At 71.2% G+C, this 17,629-nt stretch carries 13 protein-coding genes; 4 read left to right on the forward strand and 9 right to left on the reverse strand.

The window, feature by feature from the left end; genetic code table 11:
• Positions 1 to 386: 386 nt before the first annotated feature.
• Complete coding sequence (locus SCAB_RS11565) at positions 387 to 1,928, reverse strand: DUF4192 domain-containing protein (RefSeq protein WP_013000252.1); 1,542 nt, start codon at positions 1,926 to 1,928, stop codon at positions 387 to 389.
• A gap of 133 nt (positions 1,929 to 2,061) precedes the next feature.
• On the opposite strand from SCAB_RS11565, the gene SCAB_RS11570 reads away from it, so the two are divergent.
• Complete coding sequence (locus tag SCAB_RS11570) at positions 2,062 to 4,242, forward strand: RecQ family ATP-dependent DNA helicase (protein ID WP_013000253.1); 2,181 nt, start codon at positions 2,062 to 2,064, stop codon at positions 4,240 to 4,242.
• Between the two features lie 256 nt (positions 4,243 to 4,498).
• Positions 4,499 to 5,125 (forward strand): hypothetical protein, encoded by a 627-nt coding sequence (locus tag SCAB_RS11575; RefSeq protein WP_013000254.1) that lies wholly within the window; start codon positions 4,499 to 4,501, stop codon positions 5,123 to 5,125.
• A gap of 465 nt (positions 5,126 to 5,590) precedes the next feature.
• Here SCAB_RS11575 and SCAB_RS11580 read toward each other — a convergent pair whose 3' ends face one another.
• From SCAB_RS11580 to SCAB_RS11590, 3 genes are all read right to left on the reverse strand, one after another.
• Positions 5,591 to 6,211 carry a hypothetical protein gene (locus tag SCAB_RS11580; protein WP_078580099.1) on the reverse strand — a complete coding sequence of 207 codons (621 nt, stop codon included), beginning with the start codon at positions 6,209 to 6,211 and terminating at the stop codon, positions 5,591 to 5,593.
• Positions 6,212 to 6,279: 68 nt separating this feature from the next.
• Positions 6,280 to 6,981, reverse strand: a complete 702-nt coding sequence (locus SCAB_RS11585; protein WP_013000256.1) for a ribonuclease HII — start codon at positions 6,979 to 6,981, stop codon at positions 6,280 to 6,282.
• Positions 6,982 to 7,063: 82 nt separating this feature from the next.
• Positions 7,064 to 7,687, reverse strand: coding sequence for a TetR/AcrR family transcriptional regulator (locus SCAB_RS11590; RefSeq protein ID WP_013000257.1), 624 nt, complete (start codon positions 7,685 to 7,687; stop codon positions 7,064 to 7,066).
• A gap of 171 nt (positions 7,688 to 7,858) precedes the next feature.
• On the opposite strand from SCAB_RS11590, the gene SCAB_RS11595 reads away from it, so the two are divergent.
• Positions 7,859 to 9,409: an MFS transporter gene (locus SCAB_RS11595; protein WP_013000258.1), complete on the forward strand. Its 1,551-nt coding sequence runs from the start codon at positions 7,859 to 7,861 to the stop codon at positions 9,407 to 9,409.
• A 122-nt stretch (positions 9,410 to 9,531) separates the two neighbouring features.
• Here SCAB_RS11595 and SCAB_RS11600 read toward each other — a convergent pair whose 3' ends face one another.
• The 4 genes from SCAB_RS11600 to SCAB_RS11615 all read right to left on the reverse strand — a co-directional run bounded on the left by SCAB_RS11600 (position 9,532) and on the right by SCAB_RS11615 (position 13,808).
• Positions 9,532 to 11,226, reverse strand: a complete 1,695-nt coding sequence (locus SCAB_RS11600; protein WP_231884977.1) for a DUF4153 domain-containing protein — start codon at positions 11,224 to 11,226, stop codon at positions 9,532 to 9,534.
• A 261-nt stretch (positions 11,227 to 11,487) separates the two neighbouring features.
• On the reverse strand, positions 11,488 to 12,390 hold the full coding sequence (locus SCAB_RS11605; protein ID WP_013000260.1) for an ADP-ribosylglycohydrolase family protein: 903 nt from the start codon (positions 12,388 to 12,390) through the stop codon (positions 11,488 to 11,490).
• A 12-nt stretch (positions 12,391 to 12,402) separates the two neighbouring features.
• Entirely contained in the window at positions 12,403 to 13,062 is a 660-nt protein-coding gene (locus SCAB_RS11610; RefSeq protein WP_041669088.1) for a histidine phosphatase family protein, read from the reverse strand.
• A gap of 140 nt (positions 13,063 to 13,202) precedes the next feature.
• The gene (locus SCAB_RS11615) at positions 13,203 to 13,808 is read right to left on the reverse strand and encodes a YdbC family protein (RefSeq protein WP_037723996.1); all 606 of its coding nucleotides are present in this window, start codon (positions 13,806 to 13,808) and stop codon (positions 13,203 to 13,205) included.
• 154 nt (positions 13,809 to 13,962) lie between these two features.
• Here SCAB_RS11615 and SCAB_RS11620 point away from each other — a divergent pair, with 154 nt between their 5' ends.
• A complete protein-coding gene (locus tag SCAB_RS11620; protein ID WP_013000263.1) occupies positions 13,963 to 14,496 on the forward strand; it encodes a TerD family protein in 534 nt (177 codons plus the stop codon).
• 102 nt (positions 14,497 to 14,598) lie between these two features.
• Here SCAB_RS11620 and SCAB_RS11625 read toward each other — a convergent pair whose 3' ends face one another.
• Positions 14,599 to 17,496 (reverse strand): vitamin B12-dependent ribonucleotide reductase, encoded by a 2,898-nt coding sequence (locus tag SCAB_RS11625; protein WP_013000264.1) that lies wholly within the window; start codon positions 17,494 to 17,496, stop codon positions 14,599 to 14,601.
• Positions 17,497 to 17,629 lie beyond the last annotated feature (133 nt).

Consider the following 17,629-nt stretch of genomic DNA (forward strand, 5'->3'; position numbering starts at 1 on the left):
GGGCGGCCCCGGATCGGCGCGCAGCCGTGGTGCTGGACGCGGGCGGCGCGCGGGCCGTGGGCACGCCGTCGCAACCCTGCGGGACAGAAGGCGCGCACCGCGCCGGCGCTCTGGCCCGGTGCGGCCCCACGGCCGGAGCGACGCAGCCCGGCGGGCGGCGATATCGAACAGGATGACCACGTGCCGCAAGAGCCAGGGGGAGGCACTCACGCCGGCTCTCCGGGCTCGGCTCGCACGAGCCCGGAGGGCGAGCACCGGACTCAGGCACGCCAGGATCCAGCACGGCACGCGGAGGGAAGGGCACGCCCGGATCCGGCACGGCACAGGGAGGGGAGGGCTGGACCGGCACGGCACGGGCAAGGGTGGGCGCGACCGGATCCGTGCGCTCACGACTCGCTCTCCTTGGACTGCCCTCCGGTGCCGCGGCGTGCCCGTGCCCGGCCGCTCGCCACGTTCGCCGTACGCCCCGGCTTCCGGCCGACCGGGGGGCTGCCGTCGGCGGAGCGTGCGCGGCGGGCGGGCGGGGCACCGGACGACCGCCGGACGGCACGGTCCCCGATGCCTCCTTCCGTCCGGGGCCTGCGTCGGCGGCGGGTGCCGGTGACGACGCAGGGCAGGTCCGAGACCGGGAGCGGGTCGGGCGACGGGGCGGGGCAGCTGGTCCGGCTACCGGTCTCCGCGCCGACGGGGGCAGCCGCGAGATCGCGTCCCCGGCGTTCCGCGCGCAGACAGCGGCGAATGGTCTCGGGGTCGAGCCCGTCGTTGCATGCCTGGTGGAGGAGGCGGGCGAAGAGGTACTCGGGGTCGGCGGCCAGGGCCATGGCCAGGGCTTCGCGGGCCTCCAGTTCGTCTCCGGAGGACCAGGCGACCCAGCCGACGAGTGTGAGCGGGGCGGCGGCGTGCTCGCCGTAGGGCCCGACGCAGCGGCGGGCGAGGGCGCGCCAGAGACGGAGCGCAGGGCCCGCTTCGTCGCCTTCCATCCATTCGGCGGCTCGATCGCGGGTGGCCCGGTCCTGGAGTCCGAGGATCAGGGTGGCCGCGTCGTCGTGTCCGACGAGTGCGTCGTCGCGGAGGTCCGCGTCCAGTGTGGCGGGGCCGGGCGGGACGTCCGCCAGGCGCCCGATGACGCGCCGTGCCACCGCGAGGGTCTCGTCCGCCACCTCCGTCCGGCTGTCCACGTCCAGAATCCTGGGGATGAGGGCGGACTGCGCGGAGTCGAGAGCTGCTTCCTGCTGGAGCGCGGCGGCGGTCTCCCACGGCATGAGCCTGGCCCGCAGTTCCCTCAGCGAGCCCCGGACCTGAAGGCCGGCGTAGGTGGCGGCAGCGGCCAGGACCGAGGTGCCCGGGAGTCCCATCGGTTCCCCGCCGGCCGCGCAGCATCCGTTGCCCGGGCAGCAGTAGGACCAGAAACGGCCGTCGGAGATGCACAGGGCCTCGACCACCGGCACATCCATGCTGCCGCAGGCCCTGCGCAGCAGCTGGGCGAGCGGCCTCAGGCGTTCCATGACGTCACGTGCGGACTCGCCGCTCGCCGGGTCCTGGCAGAGGAAGGCGACCATGCTCTCCGGTTTGGCTCCCCGGCGCTCGCTGCCGGTGACCAGACCACGGGCCAGCTGGTGGGCGACGGACGGCCAGTCGTCCGTCTGGGCCGGGATGCCCAGCCGTGCCCGGCCGCCGAACCGGCCACGGGTGTCCCGGTCGTGCAGTGCGACGAGGACGATGCTGTCCTCGGGGCGGTAGCCCAACAGGTAGGGCAGCGCGTCGGCGAGTTCGGCGGGGGTGCGGAGGGTCACCTGCGGTTCCCCGCGGCTTGCGGCGGCCGTGCCGTGTCCAGGATGGACGGGGGACTCGTGGCTCCCGCCGCACCCGTTCTGCCCGCTGATGTCACTGTTGCCGGAGGTCCCGGCCGCTTCGCTGTGATTCGTCATGCGGCGACCATCTCGCGGATCTTGAAATTCCGCTTCGCCCTGTGGATAAGTCCGAACATGACCACGTCAGAAGTTGTCCACAGTTCGACCCGCTCGTTCGCGCGATGTCCGAGGCATCGGGTTGCATGGGGCCATGAGCGACGAAGACCGGCCCACCACTGACCGCCAAGATCTGCGCACGACCGCCGATGCCGTGCTCGCCCGACTCGTCGGCGCCCCGGCGGGCGCCGCGAGACTGCGCGAGGACCAGTGGCACGCCATCGAGGCACTGGTCGCGGACAAGCGCAGAGCCCTGGTGGTGCAGCGCACGGGCTGGGGCAAGTCCGCGGTGTACTTCGTCGCGACCGCGCTGCTGCGCGAGCGGGGCGCGGGCCCCACCGTCATCGTCTCGCCGCTCCTCGCGCTGATGCGCAACCAGGTGGAGGCGGCCGCCCGCGCCGGAATCGCGGCACGGACCATCAACTCCTCGAACACGGAGGAGTGGGACACGATCCGCCAGGAGGTCACCGCGGGCACCGTCGACGTGCTCCTGGTCAGCCCCGAGCGGCTCAACAACCCGGACTTCCGTGACCAGGTGCTGCCCGAGCTGGCGGCCGCGACCGGTCTCCTCGTGGTGGACGAGGCACACTGCATCTCGGACTGGGGCCACGACTTCCGCCCCGACTACCGCCGGCTGCGCACCATGCTGGCCGACCTCCCGCCCGGCGTCCCGGTGCTCGCCACCACCGCGACGGCCAACGCGCGCGTGACCGCCGATGTGGCCGAGCAGCTGGGCACCGGCGGCGGCACCGACGCGCTGGTGCTGCGAGGGCCGCTGGACCGCGAGAGCCTGAGCCTGGCGGTGCTCGAACTGCCCGACGCCGCCCACCGCATGGCCTGGCTCGCCGACCACCTGGAGGAGTTGCCGGGCTCCGGGATCATCTACACGCTCACCGTGGCCGCGGCCGAGGAGGTCACCGCCTTCCTCCGCCAGTGCGGGCACACGGTGGCGTCGTACACCGGCAAGACCGAGAACGCGGACCGGCAGCAGGCCGAGGAGGACCTGCTCGCCAATCGGGTCAAGGCCCTGGTCGCCACCTCCGCGCTGGGCATGGGCTTCGACAAGCCCGACCTGGGCTTCGTGGTCCACCTGGGCTCGCCCTCCTCCCCCATCGCGTACTACCAGCAGGTGGGCCGCGCCGGCCGTGGCGTGGAGCACGCGGAGGTGCTGCTGCTGCCCGGCAAGGAGGACCAGGCGATCTGGGAGTACTTCGCCTCGGTCGCCTTTCCCCCGGAAGAGCAGGTTCGCCGCACACTGGACGTCCTCGCGCACGCGGAGCGACCGCTGTCCCTCCCCGCCCTCGAACCCCTGGTGGAACTGCGGCGGTCTCGTCTGGAGACCATGCTGAAGGTCCTCGACGTGGACGGTGCGGTCCGACGCGTCCAGGGCGGCTGGATCTCCACCGGCACCCCCTGGGTGTACGACGCCGAGCGCTATGCCTGGGTCGCCAAGCAGCGCGCCGCCGAGCAGCAGGCCATGCGTGACTACGTGGTGACACCGGGTTGCCGCATGGAGTTCCTGCGGCGGCAGTTGGACGACGAGGAAGCCGCCCCGTGCGGGCGGTGCGACACCTGCACGAAGACCGGATTCGCGGAGTCCGTCTCCCCGGCGGCTCTGGACGCGGCGCGCGGCGAGCTGGGGCGCGCGGGAGTCGAGGTAGAGCCCCGCAAGATGTGGCCGACGGGGCTGCCTGCCGTGGGGGTCGATCTTAAGGGGCGCATTCCGGCCGGGGAGCAGGCCGCTCCTGGGCGGGCCCTGGGGCGACTGTCGGACATCGGCTGGGGCAACCGCCTGCGGCCGATGCTCGCCCCCCAGTCCCCGGACGGGCCGGTTCCGGACGATGTGGCCAAGGCCGTGGTCGGCGTGCTGGCCGACTGGGCGAAGGGGCCCGGCGGTTGGGCCTCCGGGCAGCCCGACGCGCCGCCCCGTCCGGTGGGTGTCGTGACCATGGCCTCCCGTTCCCGGCCGCAGTTGATCGGCTCCCTGGGCGCGCGGATCGCCGAGATCGGCCGTATGCCGCTGCTGGGGTCGGTGGCGTACACCGGCGCGGTCTCCCAGGTCACCCGGAGCAACAGCGCGCAGAGGCTCAAGGCACTCGACGGGGCATTGACGGTGCCGCCCGAGCTGGCCGATGCCCTGCGGGAGGCGGGCGGGCCGGTGCTCCTGGTCGACGACGCCACGGAGACCGGCTGGACACTCGCGGTCACCGCGCGCATGCTCCGGCGCGCGGGCGCACAGGGGGTGTTGCCTCTCGTGCTGGCCGTCCGGGCGTGACCGGCGGGTGGCCCGGCCGGGTGCCGTGCTGCCCGGGCGTTGCCGCCGAGTCCTCTGTGCAGGGATATAAGCTGTGAATCACCACAAAACTGCCAGTGGCCCCAATTGCTCGTTGCCGCAACCAAGTTCGCCAGGAAGAATTGGAGTCCGCTCCCCGCACGGCCTCACCGTGAATCGGTAGGGCTTCTGCCGCGGCGTGCGCTCCCCCAAGTCCGACCCTCGCCCTCAGAGTGGGCGCGTAGCCGAAGGGAGGATCGTGACCTTCGGATTCGCTCCGTCCTCGGCGGCCTCCGTGTCGACGTCTGCCGACCTGTCCGCCGCTTCCGCCAACCGGATGCTCGAGCCCGCGGAATGGGCCGCCGCCGGGATTCCGCTGTTGCGCAATCCCCGGGAGGTCGTCAATGGGCTGCACGCGCGGCATCAGCCCCGGCCCTCGACGGCGGTCATCGCCGTCCTGGATCCGGACGAACGGCTGCGGGCGAGTGCCTCGTTCATCCGGCGTCCGGCGCCGGCCGACGGCTGGATGTTCCGCAACGCGCTCCTCGCCCAGCTGAGGCGGGTGATTCCGCATGATCTGCGCCGACGGACCCCGGTGCGGACGGCGGTGCTGCTCTACTGCCGTGACGGTGACGCGCGTTGGACGGAGGAGGACGGGGCGTGGATGTGGGGGCTGCGGGACGCCTGCACGCTGCACGGGCTGCGCTGCGGCGCGTACATCACGCTGACACGTGACGGCTGGCAGGTTCTAGGGGAGGGCCGGGGCGGTCGCCGTCCCCACGCGGACTCGCCGGCCGAGCCCTTCGCCACGGCCGTGGCGCCGCCGCCCATGCCGCGCACCGGCGGCGTCGCCTCGGAGGTACTCCGCCGCGCCGCGGCACGGTGAGCGACTGAGGCTGCGGCCACTGGTGCATGTCCGGTGCGGGTCGGCCGAGGGTCGACCCGCATCCGGGCCGCCTGATGCGGTGCGGCAACAACCGCACCCCGATCACCCGGCCCTGATCACCGCACCCCGACTCACCGCCCTCGCACTGGCGCCCCGGTGCCGTCCACCCCGCCCCGGGCCGAACGGCACCAAGCCGGTCGGACCGAGCCGGCCGGCCTCGGACCGGCGGCGGCACCGCGGCACACTGCTCCGGACCACGCGACACCCGCACGCCACCGCGCGCCGCCCCCGTTCCCGGCCCAACGGGACCCCGTGAGGCGCCCCCGGACATGCCGAAACACCCCGCAGGTACGCCGAAGCGCCCCGTCGCGGGGTGTGGCCGTCAGGGCACCCGGACCGTCGTCCGGACGCGCAACGGCTCCCCGGTGACCCCTGAGGGCCGACCGGGGCGGATTCCGCAGTCGCTCAGACTCCGGCGCCCAGTACCGAGTTGATCGCCTGCGGGTCGCCGCACACGATCAACAGGGCGCGGGCCCGGCCGAGGGCCTTGGGCAGCGCGTGCGCGGCGACGGCATCGGTCCCGCCGTTGACGGCGACCACGACCACGGGACGCGACGCGGCCCGCTCGGTGGCCGAGGCATCGGCGTAGAAGACGTCGTCGCCCGCGTCGTGCTGCGCCCAGTAGGCGGCCTCGCCGAAGGAGAGTTCGTGGGCGGCCCATGGGTGCGGCTCGCCGGTGGTGATCACCAGCACGTCGCCGGGGGCACGGCCCGACTCCAACAGCAGGTCGACGGCTTCCTCGGCGGCGTCCAGCGCCCCCTCGGCCGAGGCCGGGATCAGCTGGATCTGCGGGGTCGCGGCAGGAGGGGCGGCGGCAGGAGCGGACGGCCCGGGCCTGGGAGCGGCATGCGCCGCACGCTGGGCCGGCACCGGCCGGGCAGGACCCGGACGACCGGGACGCGGCGGAGCCGCGGGACGGGGACCGGGTACGGGACGGGGGGTCGGTGCGACCCGGCCGCTGGCCGGAGTGGCACGCGGGCCCTGGGCACTCTCGTGAATCTGAGGCTCCTCGGGAGGGAGAGGCATGAGCTGATTTTTATCAAACGCCGGTGCGACTCGCGTCGGCGGGTGGCACATGAGTGCGAACAGATCGGTCAGAAATCGAAGCCGAGCTGGCCCTCGATCTCCGGAACGTTTCCGTCCGCCCAGTTGCGGGCCTTCTTGAGGTGCCGCCACCGGGGCAGCGCATCAAGATACGCCCACGACAGTCGGTGGTACGGGGTGGGGCCCCGCTCCGCCAGCGCGGCCTTGTGGACAGGCGACGGATACCCGGCGTTGGCCGCGAAACCGAAGTCTGCATGGTCGACACCCAGTTCGGCCATCATTTTGTCGCGCTGAACCTTGGCGATCACCGAGGCGGCCGCCACGGCGACACAGGACTGGTCACCCTTGATCACCGTGCGGACCCGCCAGGGCGAGCCCAGGTAGTCGTGCTTGCCGTCGAGGATGACCGCGTCGGGCCGTACGGGAAGGGCTTCCAGGGCCCGTACCGCCGCCAGCCGCAGAGCGGCCGTCATACCCAGGTCGTCGATCTCCTCCGGAGAGGCGTGACCGAGGGCGTGCGAGGTCACCCACTTCAGCAGTTCCTCGGAGAGCGACTCGCGTCGCTTGATCGTCAGCAGCTTGGAGTCGGTGAGGCCCTCGGGCGGTCGGCGCAGTCCGGTGACCGCCGCGCAGACGGTGACGGGACCGGCCCACGCTCCGCGCCCCACCTCGTCGACACCGGCGACGATCTTCGCTCCGGTCGTGGCACGCAGAGAGCGCTCGACGGTGTGGGTAGGTGGTTCGTACGGCATGGCGCCCTTAGCCTACGCCGCCCGCGCCCCTCCCCGACACCCAGGTTTCCCGGGTCCGCCTCACCCCTGTCGGCGCCCCGGCTCAAACACCCCGTCGCCGTAGCAGCGGCACCATCAGCTGGTCGATCAGTTCCTCGATGTCCCGCTCGCTCCATTCGCTCCCGCACACCTTCGAGCGGTACATCATCATGGCCGGGATCGCGTCGAAGACGTAGCTGTTCGCCGCGTCGGGACGCACTTCGCCGCGCCGGATTCCCCGCTCGACGACCTCTCTCAACAGCCTGACCGTAGGCTCCACGACGCCACCGATGATCACGCCGTGGAAGCGTTCGGCTTGGAGGTTGTCGCATTCGTGAATGACCGAACGCAAGGCGAAGCCGGGCCGGGAGAACATCGCCGCGCGCGCCTGACGGCACAGCTCCAGCAGATCCTCGCGCACGCTCCCGAGGTCCGGCGACTCCTCGAAGCGGGGCAGTCCGGCCCGGAGCGCGTCGGCCACGAGGTCCTCCTTGGAGGGCCAGCGCCGGTAGACGGCCGCCTTGCCCGTCTGGGCGCCCGCCGCCACTCCCTCCATGGTGAGGCCGCTCCAGCCGACCGTACTGAGCTGTTCGAGCGCGGCATCGAGGATCGCGCGCTCCAGTACGGCGCCGCGCCGACGCGGGGAGGCCGTCTGAGCGGGAGCGGCCGTCCAGCGCGAAGTGACCATCTGTGTTTCTCCGTTGAGCCGAGGGGGTGGGGATGCGGGGAGCGGAAACGAGGGCGCGACGCCTCCACGACAGCGGCTTCAATGAACGCTTGCGTTCACTAAGGGGGACTCACTACCGTGGACGCGTCAGTGAACGCAAGCGTTCACTAAGGCAGTTGTGGGGGACCCATAGTGACAACCTCTCCGTTGATTCAGGATCAGAAGCCGGGAGCCGCCCGCCGGGAGGGGCGTCCCGGCATCGCGCTCACCGTCATCGCGGCCTGCCAACTCATGGTGGTACTCGACGCGACGATTGTGAACATCGCACTCCCGCACATTCAAGACGCGCTCAAGTTCAGCACCACCGACCTGACATGGGTGGTCAGCGCCTACACACTGACCTTCGGCGGCCTGCTGCTCCTCGGCGGCCGGGCCGGTGACATCCTCGGCCGCCGCCGTGTGTTCATGACCGGAATCCTCGTCTTCACGCTCGCCTCACTGCTCGGCGGACTCGCCCAGGAGCCCTGGCAGCTGCTGGCGGCACGCGCCCTCCAGGGCGTCGGCGGGGCGATCGCGTCACCGACCTCGCTGGCGCTCATCACCACGACGTTCCCCGAAGGCCCCGAGCGGAACCGGGCGTTCGGCGTCTTCGCCGCGGTCTCCGCGGGCGGCGGAGCCATCGGTCTGCTCGCGGGCGGCATGCTCACCGAGTGGCTCGACTGGCGATGGGTGCTCTTCGTCAACGTACCCATCGGCGTACTGATCGCCGTCCTCGCCCCGATGTACATCAGCGAGTCCGAACGGCACCCGGGACGGTTCGACGTCGCGGGCGCCCTCACCTCGACGGCCGGTATGGCCTCGCTGGTCTACGGCTTCATCCGCGCGGCGGAGGAAGGCTGGCGCGACAGCCTGACCATCGGGTCCTTCACGGCGGCCACGGTCCTGCTGCTGATGTTCGGCCTCATCGAACGGCGCGCCAGGGAACCGATCACCCCGCTGAAGATGTTCACCGACCGCAACCGCTCGGGCACCTACGTGATCATGCTGAGCCTCGCGGCCGCGATGTTCGGGATGTTCTTCTTCATCGTGCTGTTCGTGCAGAACGTCCTGCAGTACACGCCGATCGAGGCCGGCCTGGCCTTCCTCCCGGTGACCGTCGCGATCGTCACGGGCGCCGGACTGTCCCAGCGGTTCCTGCCCGTGCTCGGACCCAAGCCGTTCATGATGGCCGGTTCCACGATGGTCGTTCTGGGCCTGGGCTGGCAGACCATGATCAGCCCCGACAGCTCGTACCTCGGCGGGGTGCTCGGCCCGATGGTCATGTTCGGCTTCGGCATGGGGCTCAACTTCGTGACGCTCACCCTGACCGCGGTCTCCGGGGTCGCCCCGCACGAAGCGGGTGCCGCCTCCGGCCTGCTCAACGTCACCCAGCAGGTGGGCGGCTCGCTCGGCCTCTCCATCCTCACCACGGTCTTCGGTACGGCCAGCCGTGACGAGGCGGAGAAGCAGGTGCAGCTCTTCATGGCGCAGGCCACCGCCGAACAGAAGGCCGAGTTCGCCAGGACCCAGCAGCTCCCCGCGCCCTGGAGTCATGAGGTGCTCGCGCAGGGCATCTCGACGGCGTTCGTCCCGGCTGTCGCGATGGCCGTACTGGCCCTGGTCACAGCCGTCTTCGTGATCAGGGTCCGCAAGAGCGACCTGGAGGCCCTCTCCGGCACGGCCGGACCCGCCGCCGGAGGCTGACCGGGCGGGCACCCGATCGGCGCTCGGTCTGCCGGACCACTCCCGGCAGGCCGAGCACAGGGAGCATGGGCGCCGAGCACAGCGAGCCTGGGCCCGGGCGGGCGCGAGCGCACCAGCACCTCTCAGCGGTAGAACTCCGATTCCGATTCCGATTCCCATTCCGACTCGCCGCACGCCGGCCCGCTCGCCCCCGGCACGAGCGGCCGCTCTTCCAGAATCCGCCTCGCCTCGGCCTCGCCCCGGCTCGTGGCGTACCAGGGGATGTGCTGCCGCTCGTCCAGCTCCTCCTTGATGTCCCGCAGGGCGCACGACCTCATGGGTTCCTCCAGCCGGTCCAGGGCGGGCACCGCGTCGGCGGACAGCCCTCTGGCGTAGGGGAGGTCGAAGCGGCCGGTCGTCTCGTACCGGTCGACGTTGCGCCCGGCGATGAGCGCGTCGGGCGACGCGAGCCCGAAGACCAGCACCGCGGCGACCGCTCCGGCAGCGACGGCGCGCGGGAGCCGGCGGGCGCCCCACACCCCGGCGGCCATGATGAGCACGATGACCAGGCCGAGCCAGAGTTCCATGGCCAGCACCGAGATTCGCAGCCGCGTGAGTCCGTAGGCGTCCACGTACATGTCCATACGGCGTACGGCGGAGGCCACGACCACGAGCGCCAGCGCGCACAGGGTTCCCAGCACCCCGTGCACGAGCGTCCGGTCGCTCGGACGCGTGCGGGGCGCCCAGCGCAGGGCGATCACGATGACCAGCAGGGTGAGCAGCGTGGCCATGAGCAACTGCCAGAACCCCTGGCGCGCGTACTCGGCGTAGGTGAGGCCGGTCTCCTTCAGGACGGCGTCGTAGCCGCCGAAGAGCACGGCCAGCTGGACGGCGTTGAAGACGGCGAAGAGCGCGACGAGCCCGACCAGGGGCAGCGCCCACTCCACGCGCCCGCGCGCGCGTCCCGCCGGCACCCGCACGCGGTCCCAGCGGGTCGGCGCCGCCGCCGTGTGGGCCGCCGCGAGGGTCCCGAACAGGCCCAGCGCGAGGAGCAGGATCTGCCAGGGCCCGTCGGACACCGAGACGTCGGGCACCAGGGCGCCGAGCAGATCGGCGAAGGCCGCGTCGGCCCCGGCGAACAGGGCGCCGAAGACGAAGAGCAGGACCGCTGCCACGACGACCGCCCGGAACACGGGAGCCAGACGGCCACGGTCCCCGCCCACCCGCTCGCGCACTCCCTGCCAGGCCCAGGCCGGGCCGGTGACCAGCGAGGTGAACACCCCGATCGGGCCCAGCAGGACGGCGGGCCAGGTACGGCCGCCGTGCAGGGCGAGCGAGCCCACCGCGAGCGCGGTGACGACGGCGAGAAACGAAGGCCATTCGGCGGCGCGCAGCGCGGGCACGGTCAGCAGGGCGGCCCCGGCCGCGCCCCAGACCAGCGCCCAAGGCCGGGGGCGCCGGCCCGCTCGCCGCCCGGCGGCGTACACGGCGATCGTGGCGGGCACGGCGACGACGAGTATGTTCACCGCCAGGCCCTCGTCCAGCAGCAGCATGCTGAGGACGCCGGTGGCCAGGGCCGCCCACAGGGGCGTGGTGCCGATGGGCGCGGGTACCCCGGGGCTGAGGTCGATCGCCTTGGGCACCTGGGGCGGAGCGGATGTCCGGACCCGCGCGGGCCCGCCGGTCCCGTCCCGCGGCGGGGCGGCTCCCTGCCCTTCCGGCCCGGAGCGGCTCTCCCCGCTCGCGGCACGCGCCCTGGCCGCCGTGCCTTCCGGCTCCGGCCCGGCCGCCGTGCCTTCCGGCTCCGGCCCGGCTGGTACCGACGGTGTCTCGGACATGGGACCCCCTCCCCCGACCGGCCCCCTCGCACCCGTGGACGGCGCATGGCCACGGCAGAAGCCGCGCGGCCGGTACCTCGTCGCCGCGACGTGCCATGATCAACAGGCGGCGTGGCGGACAGGCTATGCCGCAGGAGCGCACCCAGGGCCGACCGGGGAACGCACTGTGGCACTCCTGTGACAGTCGGGACGGTTGAGACAGACGAGGTACGGAGACCAGGTACGGGGACGAGATACGGACGGCCCGGCCCCTGACGGCCGCTAACCCACCCGCAGCCACTCCGGGAACGACTCGGTCTGCTCCACCCAGGACTCGGGGGGCGTCCCGGCCTTTCCGGAGGCGACGACTCCACCGACGATGGCGCACGTCGTGTCGACATCGCCGCCCACCTGGGCCGTCGTCCAGAAACCCTGCTCGTAGTCACCGAGGGCACGGGCCGCCGACCAGAGCGCGAACGGCACGGTGTCGTGCGCGGTCGTACGCCGCCCACAGCCCAGTACCGCGGCCACGGTGTCCGCGTCGGCGTAGTCGAGCATGTCCCGGGCACGGCGCAGCCCCGCGCCGACGGCACTCTTCGGGACCAGCGCGATCACGCCGTCGAGTAGCGCGCCCGCGCTCGGAGGTCCGGCCGGGTCGGCCGCGAGGGCGGCGGCAGCGGCGACCGCCATGGCGCCGACGACGGCCTCACGGTGCTGGTGCGTGGGGTAGGCCGAGATCTCCGCCTGGTGGGTGGCCTGCTCGGGGTCGTCCGCGTACCAGGCGCCCAGAGGGGCGATCCGCATGGCCGCGCCGTTGCCCCAGGACCCCTGGCCGTTGAAGAGCGCGGAGGCCAGTTCCCGCCAGTCGCCGCCTTCCCGCACCAGGCGCAGCAGGCGGTTGACCGCCGGCCCGTAGCCCCGGTCGAAGTCGTGGTGCAGGGCGAAGGAGCGGGCCAGCTCGTCCTGGTCGATCCGGCGGTGCGCCGCCAGGACGGCGACCACGGAACAGGCCATCTCGGTGTCGTCGGTCCACTGCCAGGGCCCGGACGGGACCTCTCGGCGCTTGAGCAGCGGATAGTTCACCGGCACGAAGTACTGCGAGCCCAGCGCGTCCCCCACGGCGAGTCCGCGCAGGCTGGACAGGGCGCGCTCCAGGCGGCCGTCGGAAGAGGAGTCAGCGGTCATCGCCCTGCCACTCTATCCGGTGGCCCCGTACGACTCCGGGTCCCGCCAGCGGTCGAACGGCCGGTCGAGGGTGTACTTGCCGTCCTCTCCGAGAACGAGCATCCGCACCTCCGCGTTCCCGGGATTCGACAGCGACTCGAACTCCGCCACCGTCCAGTGGAACCAGCGCATGCAGAACAGCCGCATGGCGAGCCCGTGGGTGACCAGCAGGACGTTCGGGGGGTGGTCGGGGTCCTCGAAGCTGCGGAACAGGCTCTCCAGGAAGCCGCCGACCCGGTCGTACACGTCCGCGCCGGACTCACCCTGCGCAAAGCGGTAGAAGAAGTGCCCGTACGCGTCCCGGTACGCCTTCTGGAGCCGTACGTCGTCGGGGTCCTGCCAGTTGCCCCAGTCCTGTTCGCGCAGCCGGGGCTCCTCGCGCACCCGCACCTGTTCGGGGTCCAGGCGGAACGCCTGGAACGTCTCGTGGGTACGGCGGTACGGGGAGACGTAGACGCTGACGCGCTCGGGGCCGAGGACGTCGCGGATGCGTTTTCCCGTCTCCTCCGCCTGCTGCCAGCCCAGATCGGTGAGCGCGAGAGCGTGGTCGGGCTCGCGCTCGTACACGGTGTCATCAACATTGCCCGTTGACTCGCCGTGTCGGACAAGGATGATGCGCCGTGGTCGTGCCATGCCAAGACCCTAAAGGGGACGAGGCCGGATCGGGCACTTCTCCGGGTGGCATACGGCGTAGGTCACACAGGTCCCACCCGCCGAACGCACAGGTCCGATGCCCGGCGCCGGGCGCGTGCGACCACCGGACCGTCCGGCGATCACACCGTCCAGCTCGGCTCCAGTTCCACGATGTCGCCCGCCAGGGCCGCGACGTCGGCCTCCAGCTGGGCCCGCAGGGCGAGGCGCTCGATGCGTTCGGCGCGGTACTTGCCGTGTTCGGCGGCCGACCGCCACATGGAGAGGATCACGAACTCATGGCCCGGCGCCTCGCCGAACAGCCCGCGCACCATCCCCGGAGAGCCGGCCATCGCCGGGTTCCAGACCTTCTCCTGCATGAGGGTGAAGTGCTCGGCGCGTTCCTCGTGGACACGGCAGTGCGCCACCCGCACCACATCGGCGTCGGTGAAGCGGGGCTCGAAACCGGTCTTCACGTCGAAGCGGTGGTCGAAGAGCTTGACCTGCAGGTCCTTGAACGTGCCGGACTGCGACGCGGCGAGCCGGTCGTGGGAGCGTGCCATGAAGGAGTCGTAGAAGGCGCGGCTCTCCCAGAACGAGAAGATGTGCGCCACGCCGGGCCGAGCCCGGCTCCAACCCCCACCCTGTCCCCGGAAACCCGGCTCCCCCGGAAGCCCCGCCCACTTTCGCTGCCCCCGCTCGAACCCACGGCGGTCCACCACGGTGCAGCGAATCCACTTGACCAGCACGGCGCCATGGTAAGGCCACGGAACGTGGCGGCGGTCACTCTCCGGCCGGTTGCACCCGGGCGAGCGCCCCGGCGCGCGTGCGAGGATGGACAACTGGCCTGGACCGCCAGGCAGTTCGGCCCGCACGCACAGAAGGACGGGGAGGAGAGTTCTGTTGAACGGCCTCAACAAGGGCATCCGCAAGGTCGAGGTGTCGCTGAAGTGGGACCCGAGCCCCACCGGACAGCCGCCGACGGACCTCGACATCATCGCGGCGACCTACACCGCGGCCGATCCGAGTGGCGATCCCGCCTATGTCGTCCACTTCGACAGCCGCTCGCCCGACGGCACCATCACCCTGAACCGCGACAGCAAGAACGGTCAGGGCTTCGGCTGGGACGAGATGATGACGGTGGAGCTGAACCGCCTCGACGGCCGCTACGGGCGGGTCGTCATCGGTGTCGCCATACAGCAGGGATCCGGCACGAAGACCTTCGCCGGTGTCCGCAACCCCGGCCTGCGCATCCGCGAGGGCTACACAGTCCTCGCGGAGGACGACTTCGGCACCGTCCCCGGCTCCACCGCGGCGACCGTCGCCGTGTTCGTCCGCGACCCGTCCGGTGAGTGGACCTTCCACCCGGGCATCACCGGATACGACGAGGACCCGGCGGCCTTCGCCCGCGTCATGGGCCGTCCGCCCCGGTCCTGACCCACGGCCCCTTCCGTAGGGGTGCGAACACGCCGAGGGCGGTGGAGCCGGACTTCGACTCCACCGCCCTGACGTGCCGGTTCGCGCCCGGAGGCGCTCAGATCAGCTGCAGCCGCTCGTCGAGCCGCAGCCCTCGCAGATGTAGCAGGAGCCGGCGCGCTGCATCTTCGTACCGCAGGAGAAGCACAGCGGGGCGTCGGCCTGGATGCCCAGCTGCATCTCCACCAGCTCGGCGCTGGTGTGGGCCTGCTTCGGGGCGGGCTTGGCGCCCTCCTCGTCGGCCTTCGGAGCGGAGACTGCCTTCAGGGACTGTCGCGGCGCCGACTGGGACAGACCCTCGACGTCCACCTCCACGTCGTCCAGGATCGGCTCGTACGAACCGGTCTCCAGGTGACGCTGACGCTCGTCGGCGGAGTGGATCCCGAGTGCGGAGCGCGTCTCGAAGGGCAGGAAGTCCAGCGCCAGGCGGCGGAAGATGTAGTCGACGATCGACGCCGCCATCCGCACGTCCGGGTCGTCCGTCATACCGGCCGGCTCGAAGCGCATGTTGGTGAACTTCGAGACGTACGTCTCCAGCGGCACGCCGTACTGCAGACCGACCGAGACGGCGATCGAGAAGGCGTCCATCATGCCCGCGAGGGTCGAGCCCTGCTTGGACATCTTCAGGAAGACCTCGCCCAGGCCGTCGTCCGGGTAGGAGTTGGCGATCATGTAGCCCTCGGCACCGCCGACGGTGAAGGACGTGGTGATGCCGGGGCGGCCCTTCGGGAGACGCTTGCGAACCGGGCGGTACTCGACGACCTTCTCGACCGTGGCCCGGATCGTCTCCTCGGCCTTCTCGGTGATCTCGGCCTTCTCCGACTCCTTGGTCTTGGCGGAGAGCGGCTGGCCGACCTTGCAGTTGTCGCGGTAGATCGCGAGCGCCTTGACGCCCAGCTTCCAGGCCTCGAAGTAGATCTCCTCGACCTCCTCGACGGTCGCCGTCTCCGGCATGTTGACCGTCTTGGAGATGGCGCCGGAGATCCACGGCTGGATCGCGGCCATCATGCGGACGTGGCCCATCGGGGAGATGGCGCGCTCGCCCATGGCGCAGTCGAAGACCTCGTAGTGCTCCTGCTTGAGGCCCGGGGCGTCGATCACATTGCCGTGGTCGGCGATGTGGGCGACGATCGCCTCGATCTGCTCCTCCTGGTAGCCCAGGCGGCGCAGGGCCTGCGGGACCGTGCCGTTGACGATCTGCATCGAGCCGCCGCCGACCAGCTTCTTGAACTTGACCAGCGCCAGGTCCGGCTCGACACCGGTGGTGTCGCAGGACATGGCCAGCCCGATCGTGCCGGTGGGCGCGAGCACGGAGGCCTGCGAGTTGCGGAAGCCGTTCTTCTCACCGAGGCGCAGGACGTCCTGCCATGCCTCGGTGGCGGCGGCCCAGACCGGGCTGTCCAGGTCGTCCATGCGCACGGCCGTGCCGTTGGCGTCGGAGTGCTGCTTCATGACGCGGTTGTGGGCGTCGGCGTTCCGGGCGTAGCCGTCGTACGGGCCGACGACCGCGGCGAGTTCCGCCGAACGCTTGTACGCGGTGCCGGTCATCAGGGAGGTGATGGCGCCGGCGAGGGCGCGGCCGCCTTCGGAGTCGTACGCGTGACCCGTCGCCATGAGCAGGGCGCCGAGGTTGGCGTAACCGATGCCGAGCTGACGGAAGGCGCGGGTGTTCTCGCCGATCTTCTGGGTCGGGAAGTCGGCGAAGCAGATGGAGATGTCCATCGCGGTGATGACGAGCTCGACGACCTTGGCGAAGCGCTCGACCTCGAAGGACTGGCGGCCGAGGCCGTCGTCCTTGAGGAACTTCATCAGGTTCAGCGAGGCGAGGTTGCAGGACGTGTTGTCCAGGTGCATGTACTCGCTGCACGGGTTGGACGCGGTGATGCGGCCGGACTCGGGGCAGGTGTGCCAGTTGTTGATCACACCGTCGTACTGGATGCCCGGGTCGGCACAGGCCCACGCGGCCTCGGCCAGCTTGCGGAACAGCGCCTTGGCGTCGACCTTCTCGATGACCTCGCCGGTCATACGGGCGCGCAGGCCGAACTCGGTGCCGTTCTCCACGGCCGTCATGAACTCGTCGTTCACGCGGACCGAGTTGTTGGCGTTCTGGTACTGGACGGACGTGATGTCGTCGCCGCCCAGGTCCATGTCGAAGCCCGCGTCGCGCAGGGCGCGGATCTTCTCCTCTTCCTTCACCTTGGTGGCGATGAAGTCCTCGACATCCGGGTGGTCCACGTCGAGGACGACCATCTTGGCCGCGCGGCGGGTGGCGCCGCCCGACTTGATCGTTCCGGCGGAGGCGTCGGCGCCCCGCATGAAGGAGACCGGACCGGAGGCGTTGCCGCCGGAGGAGAGCAGCTCCTTGGAGGAGCGGATGCGGGAGAGGTTCAGGCCGGCGCCGGAGCCGCCCTTGAAGATCATGCCCTCTTCCTTGTACCAGTCGAGGATCGACTCCATGGAGTCGTCGACGGACAGGATGAAGCAGGCGGAGACCTGCTGAGGCTGCGGGGTGCCCACGTTGAACCAGACGGGGCTGTTGAAGCTGAAGACCTGGTGCAGGAGGGCGTACGCCAGTTCGTGCTCGAAGATCTCGGCGTCGGCGGGCGAGGCGAAGTACCTGTTGTCCTCACCGGCCTTCGTGTAGGTCTTCACGATGCGGTCGATCAGCTGCTTCAGGCCGGTCTCGCGCTGCGGGGTGCCCACGGCACCGCGGAAGTACTTGCTGGTGACGATGTTGACCGCGTTCACCGACCAGAAGTCGGGGAACTCGACGCCACGCTGCTCGAAGTTGACCGAGCCGTCGCGCCAGTTGGTCATGACGACGTCACGCCGCTCCCAGATCACCTCGTCGTACGGGTGCACGCCGGGAGTGGTGTGGATGCGCTCGATACGCAGGCCCTTGCTCGCCTTGGTGCCCTTGGCGCGGGAACTCCGTGCCGGACCGCTCGCCGTCTCTGTCATGCCGCCTCCCTGTACGGGCGTAAACGCCCTGAAGTGTCACGTTGTTCCCGTGACACGGTGTTCTGTCTTGTGTCGCGACCCGGCTGGACAGCCGTTCACGACAGGCCTGGATCGCCGCCGATCGTCCGGACCC

Origin of the sequence: Streptomyces scabiei 87.22 (assembly GCF_000091305.1) — a bacterium.
Taxonomy (GTDB): Bacteria; Actinomycetota; Actinomycetes; order Streptomycetales; family Streptomycetaceae; genus Streptomyces; species Streptomyces scabiei.

What these genes read in the sequence shown, in the direction of transcription:
- SCAB_RS11565 (WP_013000252.1), bottom strand. Translation starts at nt 1,928, where the DNA reads ATGACGAATCACAGCGAAGCGGCCGGGACCTCCGGCAACAGTGACATC.
- SCAB_RS11570 (WP_013000253.1), top strand. Translation starts at nt 2,062, where the DNA reads ATGAGCGACGAAGACCGGCCCACCACTGACCGCCAAGATCTGCGCACG.
- SCAB_RS11580 (WP_078580099.1), bottom strand. Translation starts at nt 6,211, where the DNA reads ATGCCTCTCCCTCCCGAGGAGCCTCAGATTCACGAGAGTGCCCAGGGC.
- SCAB_RS11585 (WP_013000256.1), bottom strand. Translation starts at nt 6,981, where the DNA reads ATGCCGTACGAACCACCTACCCACACCGTCGAGCGCTCTCTGCGTGCC.
- SCAB_RS11590 (WP_013000257.1), bottom strand. Translation starts at nt 7,687, where the DNA reads ATGGTCACTTCGCGCTGGACGGCCGCTCCCGCTCAGACGGCCTCCCCG.
- SCAB_RS11600 (WP_231884977.1), bottom strand. Translation starts at nt 11,226, where the DNA reads ATGTCCGAGACACCGTCGGTACCAGCCGGGCCGGAGCCGGAAGGCACG.
- SCAB_RS11605 (WP_013000260.1), bottom strand. Translation starts at nt 12,390, where the DNA reads ATGACCGCTGACTCCTCTTCCGACGGCCGCCTGGAGCGCGCCCTGTCC.
- SCAB_RS11610 (WP_041669088.1), bottom strand. Translation starts at nt 13,062, where the DNA reads ATGGCACGACCACGGCGCATCATCCTTGTCCGACACGGCGAGTCAACG.
- SCAB_RS11625 (WP_013000264.1), bottom strand. Translation starts at nt 17,496, where the DNA reads ATGACAGAGACGGCGAGCGGTCCGGCACGGAGTTCCCGCGCCAAGGGC.